Here is a 12462-nt window from a genome sequence, read left to right on the forward strand (position 1 = left end):
CGCTCGATACGCTATCCGCGTGCCGTTTGCCCTTCTGAGCCAGACCAGCCGCGCCGACGACAAGAAGGCCGTCCGCGCCGCGGTCGCCGATGCCCTGACCGATCCCGACGTCTCCCGCCTCGTCGTCGAGCCGCGCGTCGCGGAGCGGTTCGCTCCCACCGTGGCCCACGAGAACGACATTTTCCTGTCCCAGGTGCTGGCCGCCCTGATGGTCACCGAACGCCTCGACGTCGAGGTCGCATACGTCTCGGCCGAGGCCACCCCGGCGACGCGCCGCTTCGGGTTGCCGCACGGACCCGCTGCGCGCGAGCTGGCCGAGCACGGCACCGCGGTCGCGGTTCCACTCATCCGCGACGACGCCGCGACGGTCCTGGTCGGTAGCGCTCGCCACCTGGGCGCGGAGGGCGCGAAGCTGCATGGCGAGACCTACGTCGACAGCGATCGGCTGTTCGACGGCGAGGTGCGTTCGATCCTCATCGAACCGACCCTGACCGCACCCGGGTTGCGCGCACAGGTGGAACGGATGTTGTTGCCGGGCAAGTGGTTCACCGGACGCGCCTGCCAGACCGGTGGCACCAACGTCGTCGTCGAGCGCGAGGGTGTGGTGAACCCGCGCGTCCTGAAGCGATCGACGTTCTACCGGCACGTCACCGATCTGCTGCTCGTACGCCCCTGACCCGAAATCCCTAGCGGCAGTGCGGATATGGCGCGCATTGCCGCTACCGATTCCCGGCAACTCAGGTGACCGGTCGCGCCTCCGGACCCGTCGTGAGGTGGAGGTCGTCGCGCCGGATGAGCGCGGTCGCCACGACACTGATGATCGCGGTGAGCACGAGGTAGCCGGCCGCCAGCCAGGGCGACCCGCTCGCCGCCCCGATCAGCGCGGTGAGGATCAGCGGCGTCAGCCCCGAGGCGTAGATACCCGAGAACTGGTAGACGACCGACAGGCCGGTGTAGCGCACCGGGGTCGGGTACAGGCTCGCGAACAGCGTGCCCTGCGCGCCGTAGAAGAGCGCGTGGATGACGCCGAAGACGATCACCAGGCCGACGGTGAACCACAGCAGGTTCGACGTTCCGAACAGCGCGAACACCGGATAGACCGCCACGCCGTAGGCGGTGATCCCGATCAAGTAGATCGTCTTGGCGCCGTAGCGGTCGGTGAGCAGCCCGGAGAACGGCAGCAGGGCCGCCATCACGAGCGAGGCGATCGTCACGGCCACCAGGACCGGGACCTTCTCCATGTCGAGTTCGCTGGTCGCATAGGCGATCGCGAAGACACCCCAGGTGTTGAACGCCGAACCCTCACCCCACCGGGCGAGGAGGCCGAGAACGGTGTTGCGCGTGTTCGGCGGGACCACGACGTCGCGCAGGGGCGCGGTGGACTTCTTCGCGAGTTCGGCCACTTCGGCGAACGCCGGCGTCTCGTCGACCTTCAGGCGCACCACGAAACCGATGACCACGAGGACGATGCTCACCAGAAACGCGATACGCCAGCCGTAGGTCAGGAAGGCCTGCTCGTCGAGGGCCACCTGCAGCAGGGCGAAAACACCTGTGCCCAGGGCGAGTCCGAGCGCCAGGCCGATCTGCGGAATGCTCCCGAACAGACCGCGCTTGCCGTCGGGGCTGTGCTCGACCGACAGCAGGACGGCGCCCGCCCACTCCCCGCCCAGCGCGAATCCCTGCACGACGCGCAGGAGCAGCAGCAGGATCGGGGCGAGTACCCCGACCGACGCCGCGGTCGGCAGTACACCCATGAGGGCGGTCGCGACGCCCATCATCACCATCGTGATCGCGAGTGTGCGCTTGCGGCCGATGCGATCGCCGATGTGCCCGAACACGATTCCGCCGATCGGCCGCACCACGAATCCCACCGCGAACGTGGCGAAGGACAGCAGCGTGCCGACGAACGAGCTCTGGTCGGGAAAGAACAACTGGTTGAACACCAGGCTCGCGGCGGTCGCGTAGAGGAAGAAGTCGTACCACTCGACGGTCGTGCCGAGCAGGCTTGCCGCGACGACGGTCCGGAGCCGCTTGCGACGCTCGGCGTCGGTCTCGCCGGCCGGAGCGGGTGTGAGTGTGGAGGTAGCCATGACCGACACACGGTAACGACGCGACCTCCCGATCCGACGACTACGAATCAGCGTGAACGAAAAGTTGCGATAGTGGACCGGCGCCGCCGGTCAGGGCGTGCGGAGACCCGGCCGGGCGATCACCGGGCGGGCGCGAAGTAGTCGTCGAGGGTCACCATCCGCAGCTTGCGATGACGGATGATCTCGACGAGTTCGGGATACACCTTGGTCACCGGTTCGTGATTGGCATGGCCGATGACGATGCTCTGGGGGCGGAAGTACTTGCGCGCGCACCGGATCAGGTACTTCTCGGTGATCAGGCCGGAGTCCGACAGCGAGCCGTACCAGAGGGTCGGCACCGTGTAGCCCAGGTCGGCGGCCACCGCGTCGACGGATGCGTTGTGATAGCCGAACGGCGGCCGATAATACGGGGTGCCGTCGACCCCGAACTGTTTGCTCAGGAACCGTTTGGTCCGGCCGAGCTCGTCGGCCACCCCCCGCGACGACATCGAGGTGAGCGCGGGATGACTCCACGTGTGGTTGCCCAGCTGGATCTGGCCGGACTCGACGAGAGGCCGCAGATCGGCCCGGTGGTCGGTCCAGCCGTCGAACGAGCCGGTGACGAAGAAGGTGAACCTCGCACCCGTGTCCTGCGCGAACTTCACATACGCCCCGATCACCTCCGAGCTCGCGCCGTCGTCGACGGTGAGCGCGAGGTGCCGGCCGGGACCGGGCAGGGCGGTGATGGCCCCGTCGGGCAGCGGGTACCGGGACGCCACCGCCGGTGGCAGCAACACCGACGACGGGGCCTGGGTCGTGCTGACCGGCCGCGCCGGCGACGAGGCGTTCTCGACCGGTTCGATCTCGGCCGCCGGGACCGGCGCCGCACAGCCGGCGAGTGTGCTCGACGTCAGTGCCCCCACGGTCCCCGCGGCGAGAACTGCGAGGAAGTCGCGTCGTTCCATGCGCCGCAATGTAAGGCATAACCGACATTCACGGCTCTGCGACGCACGGTCACCAGGTCATCTCGTCCCGACAACGTCGCTGGTGGTCGTCGGGATCGATCTGCACCGTCGCATGCTCGAGGCCGTGGCGGGCCAGGACGGCCTGCGCGGCCGGCAGCACCTCGCCGTTGGGCCGGCTGCTGCCGAGATGCACGGTGGCCACGTCCATCCCGGTCGTGAGTGTCCAGACATGAAGGTCGTGGACGTCGTCGACGACGGGGATGTCGGCCAGATCGGCGCGCAGTGCCTCGACGTCGACGTGGGCCGGTGCCTGCTGGTTGAGGATGCGCAGCGCGTCGAGCGCGAGCCGCACCGCGCGCGGCACCACCCAGAGCGCGATCAGCACCGCGACGACGATGTCGGCGTACCCCCACCCGGTCGTCATCGCGACGATGCCGGCCACCAGCACGCCGACGCTGCCGACGGCATCGGCCAGCACCTCCAGGTAGGCGCCGCGGACCGCGATCGATTCCTTCGCGTCGGCCCGCAACAGCAGCATGACCCCGAGATTCACCAGCAGGCCCACGAGGGCCACGACGATCAGGGTGAGGCCCGGGACCTGCGGATCGCTGCCGATACGCTCCACCGCCTCGTAGAGAACGAAGGCGGCGACCCCCATCAGCAACACGGCGTTGGCGACCGCGGTGAACACCTCGGCGCGGTGCCAGCCGAAACTACGGGTGTCGGTGATCCGCCCGTGCCGCCCGAGCAACAGCGCGATCAGGCCCATGACGAGAGCGACGACGTCGGTCAGCATGTGTCCGGCGTCGGCGATCAGCGCGAGCGAGTTCACCAGGATGCCGGTGACGAGTTCGACGACGAAGTAGCTGCCGATCAGACCGACCGCCAGCACCATCGGCCAGAGCCGGCGCCGTCCGCCGCTCGTGGGAGCGTGCGAGTGCGAATGTGAGTGCCCCATGATGCCGGTCAATATATGCAGAAGTTCGCATATGTGGCAACAGGCGGGTCAGCGCCGAAGGGTCGCGAGCGCGGAGGAACGTCGCAGGCCGGCGATCATCAGCAGATCGAGGAGTAGCGATCGGATCTCGGCGAGCAGCGCGGCCTCGGACAACTCGCTGTTGGTGACCAGATCGGTGCGGGCCTTGCGCACGATGCTCCGGATCACCCGGGCCGCGTCGGCCTGGTCGGGCGCCTCACCCGGGTCGGCCATCATCATCGCGCGCAGCACCTCGAACGCCCCGCCGAGATCGTCGATGATCTCGATCAGCTCGGGCAGCACCGGCACGCCCCGCTGGGACATGCCGAGGGAACGCCGCGCGATGATCCGGAAGTTGCGGACCGCGTTGTCGATCGGGTCGGCGGTCGCCGAGATCCGGTCCAGCCGCATCCGGGAACCCCAGTAGAGGGGCGAGATCCGGGTGACCTCGCGGCCCCCGGTCATGTCCGACCGCATCGTGTTGATCGCGGCCTGCGTCCCGCGCCCGGACTCGAGTGCGGCCGAGATCTTCTCCTCGTCGTGCTCACGGAGCCCGGCGGCGAGGGTGCGCGCGGCATCGCGGACCGTTGCGAGGACACCGGCCGCATCGCGTCGTGCCCGGCTCGCCGGGTTGACCGGTAGCAGCGCGCCCACGAGGATGCCGACCAGCCCACCGATCAGAGCGTCGAGAGCCCGATGGAATCCGGCCACGCCCCCGGGCGGGAGAAGCGTCGCGACCAGCGCGGCCGACGAGGCGGCCTGCATGGGGACGAGCGGACCGTCGTCGAGGAAGACCGCCACTGTCATCGCCAGGGCGACCACGATCATGATCTGCCATGCGCCCTCGCCCACCAGACTGATGAAGAGGTCCCCGACCAGGATTCCGATCGCGACGCCGCCGACGAGTTCGGCCGCACGTCGCCACCGCTGCCCGAGGGACAGGCCCAGCGAGATGACCGCGGCGATGGGCGCGAAGAACGGGTCGGGATGGACGAAGACCTCTACCGCGATCCACCAGGAGACGCCCGCCGCCAGCGCGCACTGGACGATCGGCACGAGTGACACCCGGAGTCGGCGCAGCCGGTTCTTCAGCGGCGCGGGCAGCGAATTGAACACCCGGCGCAGATGGGACGGGTGGGCGGCACTCGGCGCCATCAGTCGGACGTCATCCCGGGATGCCCGGTCATCGCGGTGCGATCACACGAGCCCGAGTTCGGTGGCCGCGCGCGGATCGCTGTCGTTGAGGAGGTCGAGGCACCGCAGATGCTCGTCCTCCTCGCCGATCAGTTCGGCGGCCCGGGCCAGTGCCCCGACGCACCGCAGGAAACCGCGGTTGGGCTCGTGACTCCACGGCACCGGCCCGAAACCCTTCCAGCCGTGGCGCCGCAGCTGATCGAGGCCGCGGTGGTAACCGGTCCGCGCATAGGCGTAGGCCGCGATCACCGCAGCGGCGTCGATGTCGTCACCGGCGGAGACGGTCTTCGACGACTCGAGCGCTGCTTCGGCCAGGTGGGCCCAGGCGATCGAGGCGGTCGGGTGTGCAGCCGCGACCTCGGCCGCGACGGCGCCGTTGAGCAGGTCCGATTCGGCGTCGTCATCCCCGGTGAGCAGAACAGGTTGTGGGCCGAGAAGATCTCCGAAAGACGTCATGTCCTCTATTCAAGCACCGCGCCCCGACGGGACGCTCGCTCGATCCGGGCCGGGCGGGACGTCCATTCGATCAAACGCCCTAGTGCTGCACCGTCGGGCCGTTCGCTAGGGTGAATGGCGCAATCGGTCCTGCTGCCCTCGGAGATGAACGGCGACGCCGGGCGGCCGGGCCGAAGTCGTGCAATGGCGGAATACGGGGTGAATCAGTCGATGGCGCGATCCGACAGGCCGAGAGCTGCCGTCACCAAGGCAGTGTCGACCCTGAAGCAGGTACGGGAGGATCGCCGCGCTCGGCGGACGGGCACGCAGCCGATCCCCGATACTGTTCCGACCGGCGCCGACGCCGCTCCACCCAGCACCAGCAGAGAGGGCCTCGAGCCAGCCGTGGACGATCCCACCAAGAACGAGACCGCCGAGGACAAGGCCGCCGAGGAGAAAACCGCCGAGGAGAAAACCGCCGCGAACGAGGCGAACCCAGCGGAGTCCACGACCGAGGCGTCCACGACGGACAACGCCGCGAAGAAGCCCGCAGCACCCAAGCCGAAGGGTGGGCGTGGGATCGACGGCGCCACCCAGGTGATCAACCGCGACAGCCTCCCGTCGGTCGAGGACCTCGAAGACCTCGACGACATCGACCCGCTGAGTGAGGCTCCCGACGCCGCGGAGCCCGACGACACCACGACGACCGACGACGCCGCGCCGGTGCCGGCACGACTCGGCCCGAGCGACTCCAAGACCACGGTCATCCGCCGGTCGGACCTCCCCGACGCCGCTGAACTCGAGGACCTCGACGACATCGACCCGACAGCGCCCGCGGAGCCCGAGAACGAGACCCAGCCCGCCGGCACCGACGCCCCGGAGTCCGCGTCCGCTACGGAAGCCGACGCGGAGGCAGCCTCGGATGAGACTGCCGAACCCGCTCCCGCGGGGGACGACACGGACCCGTCGACGGGCACCGCGGTCAGCGCCGGCGTGGCGGCGGCCGGCGCAGCTGCGGTGGCAGCCGGAACGGCTCCGGGCAACACCGAAGACGACACCGCAGCCGGAACCGCAACTGACGAAACCGCCGCTGCGCCAGATGAATCCGAGGTCGCACCGGAAGCCGAGCAGGACTCCGTCGACGTCGAGTTGGGTGACGACGAGCCGGGTGACGACGAGCCGGCCGACGCCGCGGAGCTCGCAGAGCCTGAGAGCGAGACGACAACCGACGACACCGCGACAGACGGCACCGCAGCGGACGAGACCGCAGACCCGGAGACCGACTCCCCGACCGAGGCGATCGTCGTCCCCACCGGTGACGCCCCCGGCACCGACGCCACCCCAGACAACGACGCCGTCCCCGACACGGAAACCGACGCCGACGCCGACACGGAAACCGACGCCGACCCGGGGACCGATACCGATGCGGAGGCCAGGAGTGCCGACGAGAGCTCCGGACCGGATGCCGCAACGACGGTGATCCCTGCGGCTGCGGCAGCCGCGGCGGCCGCCTCGGCTCGAGACAGCAAGTCCGTGCCGGCCGACGAGGATGAGGTCCGGACCGCACCGGAGCCGGCCGCTCCGGCGTCGACCGCGGGGTGGACGACCACCGATCGCGAACCCCAGGTCATTCCCGGCAGCGGGCCCGCTTCGCAGAAAAAGAAGCGCGGCAAGGGCCTGCTGATCGCGGCGGCAGCGGTCGTGGTCGTGATCCTGGCCGTCGTCGGCGGCATCTTCGCCTACAACAGCCTGCAGGCCCCGGCACCCGCCGACGAGGCCGCGACCGTGGCCATGGACTACACGACCGCCCTCTACGAAGGCGACCTCGACACCCTGCGGTCGGTCACCTGCGGTGAGCTCAACGCGTTCTACACCGACTTCGACGACGCCGCGTACCAACGGACCTATGAGGCGCAGCGGGCCCGCAACGAGCTCGTGCAGACGCAGGCGATCAACGCGGTCCGGGTCGTCGAGGGCGGCGACCAGGCCGTCGTCGAAGTGGTCGCGGTGCACACCAACACGCCCGACCAGCCCGAGACCGTCACGCTGAACCTGCAGCGCGACGGGGACGACTGGAAGGTGTGCAACCCCACGTGACGAGCGGACACCGTCCGGGCCCGCCGCCGGCCGGCCTGGGTGACCGTTCTGCGCCGGGCTACTTCACGCCTCCGGCCCGGCCGGTGCCTCCCGCGAGCACGACGCCGCGCGGTGGCCCGTCGCCGACCGCCCGTCCCGCACCGGATGGCCGGGTCCGCAGCAACCGGATCCGGCCGTACCCGGTCGAATCCCCGCGCCAGACACGATCGCGGGTCGATCCGGCCGTCGTGATCGCCGCACTGGTCATGGTCGCGCTCGCCGGGGCGGTCGTCCTCGGCCTGGCCATCACCTGAGCCGGCCCCCGGCCGGCGATTCACCCTCCCGAAACACTTCTGCCCGCACCCTTGTCGGGGTGCGGGCAGACAAGTGGAAACGCGTCAGGCAGTCAGGGACTTACCGTTGGACTTGAGGTCGTTGCACGCCTCGACGACGCGCTCGCTCATGTTCGACTCGGCCTTCTTCGACCAGCTACGCGGGTCGTAGACCTTCTTGTTGCCGACGTCGCCGTCGACCTTCAGCACACCGTCGTAGTTGCCGAACATGTGGCCGGCGACCGGGCGGGTGTAGGCGTACTGCGTGTCCGTGTCGACGTTCATCTTGATGACGCCGTAGCTCAGGGCCTCGTCGATCTCGCTCTTCAGTGAGCCCGAACCACCGTGGAACACGAAGTCGAAGGGCTTGGCACCTTCGGCCAGACCGAGCTTCTTGGTCGCCACTTCCTGGCCGGTGTTGAGCACGTCGGGACGCAGCTTCACGTTGCCGGGCTTGTAGACGCCGTGGACGTTGCCGAAGGTCGCGGCAAGCAGGTAGCGGTTGCCGGAGTCGCTGGCACCCAGCGCCTCGATGGTCTTCTCGAAGTCCTCGGGGGTGGTGAACAGCTTGTCGTTGATCTCGTTCTCGACGCCGTCCTCCTCACCGCCGACCACGCCGATCTCGATCTCCAGGATGATGTTGGCCGCGCCGGCCTTGGCCAGCAGTTCCTTGGCGATCTCCAGGTTCTCGTCGAGCGGCACGGCGCTGCCGTCCCACATGTGTGACTGGAAGAGCGGGTTGCGGCCGGCGTCGACGCGCTCCTGCGAGATCTGCAGCAGCGGACGCACGTAGGTGTCCAGCTTGTCCTTCGGACAGTGGTCGGTGTGCAGGCCGATGAGAACGTCGTACTTCGCGGCGACGACGTGCGCGAACTCGGCGAGCGCGACCGCACCGGTCACCATGTCCTTGACACCCTGGCCGGACCCGAACTCGGCGCCACCGGTCGAGAACTGGATGATCCCGTCACTGCCGGCGTCGGCGAAACCCTTGATGGCGGCGTTGATCGTCGATGACGAGGTGCAGTTGATCGCGGGGAATGCGTAACCGCCCTTCTTCGCCTTGTCGAACATCTCGGCGTACTGCTCCGGGGTTGCAATGGGCATCGACGAATCCTCCAGGGTGTTGATGTGCTCTGGTGTTCGGGTTCTCTCGCCTCGATTGGTGCTTCGGTGGCGAGCAGCCGGACTTCCCGCGGCCGGACTTCTCCCAGTATGGCAGGTGCCACATCACCCGGCGCGGGCACCATTCGTGCCCGGACCTGCTGGAAAACGGCGGTGGCGGACCCGCGAGATTCTGTCCTCGACGGACGCGCAGGTACTCTGGGTCCCCGTGATCGACTCCGCGCTTGCCACCACGACCACCAACCTGGCACTCCTGCCGGGATTCCTGGACCCGGTGAACCTGCTCAATTCGTTCGGCACGTGGATGCTGGCCGGTCTGCTGTTGGTCGTGTTCATCGAGTCGGGCCTGCTGTTCCCGCTGCTCCCCGGCGACTCGCTGCTCTTCACCGCTGGTCTCATCGTCGCCGCGAAGTCGGCGGACATCGAACCCTTCGCCCCGCTGTGGGTGCTGCTGGTCACCATCCCGATCGCCGCGTTCCTCGGCGACCAGGTCGGATACTGGATCGGCAAGAAGGCGGGTTATTCGCTGTTCCGGCCGGACGCGAAGATCCTCAAGCAGGTCTACATCGAGGAAGCGCACGAGTTCTTCGAGAAGCACGGCCCGGCCACGATCATCCTCGCGCGATTCGTTCCCATCGTGCGGACCTACGCCCCGCTCGTCGCCGGCGCCGCCCGCATGCGGTACCCGATCTTCCTCGTCTACAACATCGTCGGCGCGATCGCCTGGGGTGCGGGTGTCACGCTGCTCGGCTACTTCCTGGGCCAGATCGAGTTCATCCGCGACAACATCGACTACATCTTCTTGTTCATCGTCTTCATCTCGGTCCTGCCGATCATCTCCGAGATCGTCAAGCGCATCCTGCGCTCGCGCAAGAAGCTCGTCGAGGAGGAGCCCCTCCCGGCCTCCGACGACGCTGAGAACTCCGCCCCTCCCGCCAACTGAGCCGAAGACCACATCCCGCTGGTTGAGCCGGCCCCGAGCGCAGCGAGGCGCCGAGTCGAAGCCACCCCGCTGGTCACCAGGCGTCGTCGAGGGCGGCGTGCTGACGCACCCATGCGTGCATGGCGATCCCGGCGGCGACGCCCGCGTTGATGCTGCGCGTCGATCCGAACTGCGCGATCGACACCGTGAGGTCGGCCGCACGCTGCGCGTCGTCGCTCACCCCCGGGCCTTCCTGACCGAACAACAGGACGCAGTCGCGGGGTAGGTCCGCCGTCTCGAGCGGCAGCGCACCGGGAGTGTTGTCGACGGCCACCACGGTCAGGCCCGCGTCGCGAGCCCAGGAGATGAGGTCGGACACCGTCTCGTGGTGCATCAGGTGCTGGTAGCGGTCGGTCACCATCGCGCCGCGACGATTCCAGCGGCGTCGCCCCACGATGTGCACGGCGGCCACGGCGAACGCGTTGGCGGTACGCACCACGGTCCCGATGTTCGCGTCGTGTGCGAAGTTCTCGATGGCGACGTGCAACGGGTGCCGGCGGGCGTCGATGTCGGCGACGATCGCCTCGCGCGACCAATACCGGTAGCCATCGACGACGTTGCGGGTGTCGCCGTGGGCGAGCAGCTCGGCGTCGAGGTGCGGATCGTCGGGTAGCGGTTCGTCGGGATGTTCGACGGCCCAGGGCCCCACACCGACGGTCGGTCCGGTCTGCCATTCGGTCGGACCGGGGTCGGCGCCGACGGGGTCCCGATCGGGACCGGAGGTGTCAGGCAAGCCCGAGATCGCCGAGATCGAGGAGGGAGCGGTACGGCACGCCCAGTGCGGTGATGACCGCATCGGCGCCGGTCGCGCGGTCGACGACGGTGGCAACCCCGACGACGTTGCCGCCGATACCGCGGACGGCCTCGACGGCCGTGGACGGTGAGGCGCCGGTCGTGCTGGTGTCCTCGACGACGAGCACGTCGCGGCCCACGATGTCGGGCCCCTCGATCTGACGTTGCATGCCGTGCGCCTTGGCCGCCTTGCGGACGACGAACGCGTCGACCGGCCTGCCGTCGGCGTGCATGATCGACGTCGCGACCGGGTCCGCACCGAGGGTCAGGCCACCGACGGCGGCATACTCCCAGTCCGCGGTCAGTTCCCGCATCAGCTGCCCGATGAGCCGCGAGGCCTGGTGGTGCAGTGTCGCGCGACGCAGGTCGACGTAGTAGTCGGCCTCCTTACCCGACGACAGCGTCACCTTGCCGTGGACGACGGCGAGTTCGCGGACGAGCTCGGCGAGCCGAGCCTTCGCGGCCGGGTCGACCCCGGGGGTCTCGGCGGGAACCGGGGCGGACGAGGACATGCGACTTCCCTCTCGGTCGAAGCTGCCGGGATCGACGATCTCCGACGGTGCGTGGCGTGGTGGCGCGGGTCAGCTGCGGTGGCGGTTGGGGCGTTCACCGGTGTCCCGACGAGGCGTCTCGTCGGACGTCCCGGCGGGACCGCGGGTGCCGGACCCGCGGACGGGCATCGGGGACATCCGCCGGCCGCCGGTGGTCGGCGAGCCCGACGGCGTCGTGCGCGTCGCGGTGGGCGCGGCCGGACTCTCGGGATCGCCCGTCGGCGGCGTTCCGGCGGCCTGGCGCCGACGCTTGTCCCGGAGGGATTCGGTCTTCTCGTCGGCGAGCTCGGCCCGGGTGGGCCCGTGGGGGTCCCGCGGATCGGGCGAGTCCTCGGGTTCCCGGACCGGCGGGAGCACCCGCAGCAGATCGGCGAATCGGCGGACGACCTCCAGGCCGGTGTTCAGCTTGGCCGGGTCGTTGGTCACCGGCATCGAACCGAGCGCCCAGTTGCCCTCGTTCCACAGGACCTCGACGAACGCGGGCGCCTTGTTGGCCAGCGCGACCATCCGCCGGTCGCAGACCCGGCGGGCGACGTCGAGATTGTTGGAGAACATGACACGCGGGCCCATCGCACCCAGCAGTTCCACGTCCTCCTCGGCGGGGGCGAGGACGTCCTCGTGACGCAGGTCGACGACGACGTGCGACGGCGAGGACCGCCGGACGGCGATCACGGTCGCGGTCTCGGCGAGGTCGAAGACCACGGCCTCCACCCCGGCGTAGTGTCCGTACGCGACGTCCTGGACCGGGATGTGGTCGCCCACGTTCATGGTTGCGCGTCGAAACACCTTGCGCAGCTTGGTGTCCGACTCGCGGAACTTGAACTCGTGCTCATCGCCCCAGACCGCACGCTGGTGCCGTGCGACACTCGACCGCTGCCGGTCGAGCCACAACAGGACACCCGCACCCAGTAGGGCCACGGCGGCGATCAGGAAATAGACGGTGGTCATCGCGCTACAGCCTACTATCG

At 69.1% G+C, this 12462-nt stretch carries 13 protein-coding genes; 4 read left to right on the plus strand and 9 right to left on the minus strand.

The annotated features are described in order from the left end of the window. Positions 1 to 19: 19 nt before the first annotated feature. Positions 20 to 676 (plus strand): hypothetical protein, encoded by a 657-nt coding sequence (locus ACFW3F_RS09755; RefSeq protein ID WP_388056688.1) that lies wholly within the window; start codon positions 20 to 22, stop codon positions 674 to 676. Between the two features lie 61 nt (positions 677 to 737). Here the strand turns inward: ACFW3F_RS09755 and ACFW3F_RS09760 are convergent, their stop codons facing one another. The 5 genes from ACFW3F_RS09760 to ACFW3F_RS09780 all read right to left on the minus strand — a co-directional run bounded on the left by ACFW3F_RS09760 (position 738) and on the right by ACFW3F_RS09780 (position 5660). Further along, positions 738 to 2090 (minus strand): MFS transporter, encoded by a 1353-nt coding sequence (locus tag ACFW3F_RS09760; protein WP_388056689.1) that lies wholly within the window; start codon positions 2088 to 2090, stop codon positions 738 to 740. Between the two features lie 119 nt (positions 2091 to 2209). Then, entirely contained in the window at positions 2210 to 3034 is an 825-nt protein-coding gene (locus ACFW3F_RS09765; protein ID WP_388056691.1) for a polysaccharide deacetylase family protein, read from the minus strand. Positions 3035 to 3083: 49 nt separating this feature from the next. Beyond that, positions 3084 to 3992 (minus strand): cation diffusion facilitator family transporter, encoded by a 909-nt coding sequence (locus ACFW3F_RS09770; protein ID WP_388056693.1) that lies wholly within the window; start codon positions 3990 to 3992, stop codon positions 3084 to 3086. A 48-nt stretch (positions 3993 to 4040) separates the two neighbouring features. After that, positions 4041 to 5165, minus strand: a complete 1125-nt coding sequence (locus ACFW3F_RS09775; protein WP_388056695.1) for an aromatic acid exporter family protein — start codon at positions 5163 to 5165, stop codon at positions 4041 to 4043. Between the two features lie 42 nt (positions 5166 to 5207). Further along, a complete protein-coding gene (locus tag ACFW3F_RS09780; RefSeq protein WP_388056697.1) occupies positions 5208 to 5660 on the minus strand; it encodes a DUF3151 domain-containing protein in 453 nt (150 codons plus the stop codon). 114 nt (positions 5661 to 5774) lie between these two features. On the opposite strand from ACFW3F_RS09780, the gene ACFW3F_RS09785 reads away from it, so the two are divergent. Both ACFW3F_RS09785 and ACFW3F_RS09790 read left to right on the plus strand, forming a co-directional pair. Beyond that, positions 5775 to 7736 carry a hypothetical protein gene (locus tag ACFW3F_RS09785; RefSeq protein ID WP_388056699.1) on the plus strand — a complete coding sequence of 654 codons (1962 nt, stop codon included), beginning with the start codon at positions 5775 to 5777 and terminating at the stop codon, positions 7734 to 7736. Beyond that, a complete protein-coding gene (locus tag ACFW3F_RS09790; RefSeq protein WP_388056701.1) occupies positions 7733 to 8029 on the plus strand; it encodes a hypothetical protein in 297 nt (98 codons plus the stop codon). Before ACFW3F_RS09785 ends, ACFW3F_RS09790 begins: the two co-directional genes overlap by 4 nt. 84 nt (positions 8030 to 8113) lie before the next feature. Here the strand turns inward: ACFW3F_RS09790 and fbaA are convergent, their stop codons facing one another. After that, positions 8114 to 9151, minus strand: coding sequence for a class II fructose-bisphosphate aldolase (fbaA, locus tag ACFW3F_RS09795; RefSeq protein ID WP_004021344.1), 1038 nt, complete (start codon positions 9149 to 9151; stop codon positions 8114 to 8116). 226 nt (positions 9152 to 9377) lie between these two features. Here fbaA and ACFW3F_RS09800 point away from each other — a divergent pair, with 226 nt between their 5' ends. After that, a complete protein-coding gene (locus ACFW3F_RS09800) occupies positions 9378 to 10112 on the plus strand; it encodes a VTT domain-containing protein (RefSeq protein ID WP_388056703.1) in 735 nt (244 codons plus the stop codon). A 73-nt stretch (positions 10113 to 10185) separates the two neighbouring features. Here the strand turns inward: ACFW3F_RS09800 and ACFW3F_RS09805 are convergent, their stop codons facing one another. From ACFW3F_RS09805 to ACFW3F_RS09815, 3 genes are all read right to left on the minus strand, one after another. Next, a complete protein-coding gene (locus ACFW3F_RS09805; protein WP_388056705.1) occupies positions 10186 to 10884 on the minus strand; it encodes a TrmH family RNA methyltransferase in 699 nt (232 codons plus the stop codon). Then, positions 10877 to 11455 carry an orotate phosphoribosyltransferase gene (pyrE, locus tag ACFW3F_RS09810; RefSeq protein WP_388056707.1) on the minus strand — a complete coding sequence of 193 codons (579 nt, stop codon included), beginning with the start codon at positions 11453 to 11455 and terminating at the stop codon, positions 10877 to 10879. The genes ACFW3F_RS09805 and pyrE overlap by 8 nt, the downstream gene beginning before the upstream one ends. A gap of 69 nt (positions 11456 to 11524) precedes the next feature. Further along, positions 11525 to 12442, minus strand: a complete 918-nt coding sequence (locus ACFW3F_RS09815) for a hypothetical protein (RefSeq protein WP_388056708.1) — start codon at positions 12440 to 12442, stop codon at positions 11525 to 11527. Positions 12443 to 12462 lie beyond the last annotated feature (20 nt).

The organism is Gordonia sp. NPDC058843 (genome assembly GCF_042743165.1).
Lineage (GTDB): Bacteria > Actinomycetota > Actinomycetes > Mycobacteriales > Mycobacteriaceae > Gordonia.

Excerpts from the sequence above, each read along its gene's own strand:
- ACFW3F_RS09760 (WP_388056689.1), bottom strand. The coding sequence starts at position 2,090 with ATGGCTACCTCCACACTCACACCCGCTCCGGCCGGCGAGACCGACGCC.
- ACFW3F_RS09765 (WP_388056691.1), bottom strand. The coding sequence starts at position 3,034 with ATGGAACGACGCGACTTCCTCGCAGTTCTCGCCGCGGGGACCGTGGGG.
- ACFW3F_RS09770 (WP_388056693.1), bottom strand. The coding sequence starts at position 3,992 with ATGGGGCACTCACATTCGCACTCGCACGCTCCCACGAGCGGCGGACGG.
- ACFW3F_RS09775 (WP_388056695.1), bottom strand. The coding sequence starts at position 5,165 with ATGGCGCCGAGTGCCGCCCACCCGTCCCATCTGCGCCGGGTGTTCAAT.
- ACFW3F_RS09780 (WP_388056697.1), bottom strand. The coding sequence starts at position 5,660 with ATGACGTCTTTCGGAGATCTTCTCGGCCCACAACCTGTTCTGCTCACC.
- ACFW3F_RS09785 (WP_388056699.1), top strand. The coding sequence starts at position 5,775 with ATGGCGCAATCGGTCCTGCTGCCCTCGGAGATGAACGGCGACGCCGGG.
- fbaA (WP_004021344.1), bottom strand. The coding sequence starts at position 9,151 with ATGCCCATTGCAACCCCGGAGCAGTACGCCGAGATGTTCGACAAGGCG.
- pyrE (WP_388056707.1), bottom strand. The coding sequence starts at position 11,455 with ATGTCCTCGTCCGCCCCGGTTCCCGCCGAGACCCCCGGGGTCGACCCG.
- ACFW3F_RS09815 (WP_388056708.1), bottom strand. The coding sequence starts at position 12,442 with ATGACCACCGTCTATTTCCTGATCGCCGCCGTGGCCCTACTGGGTGCG.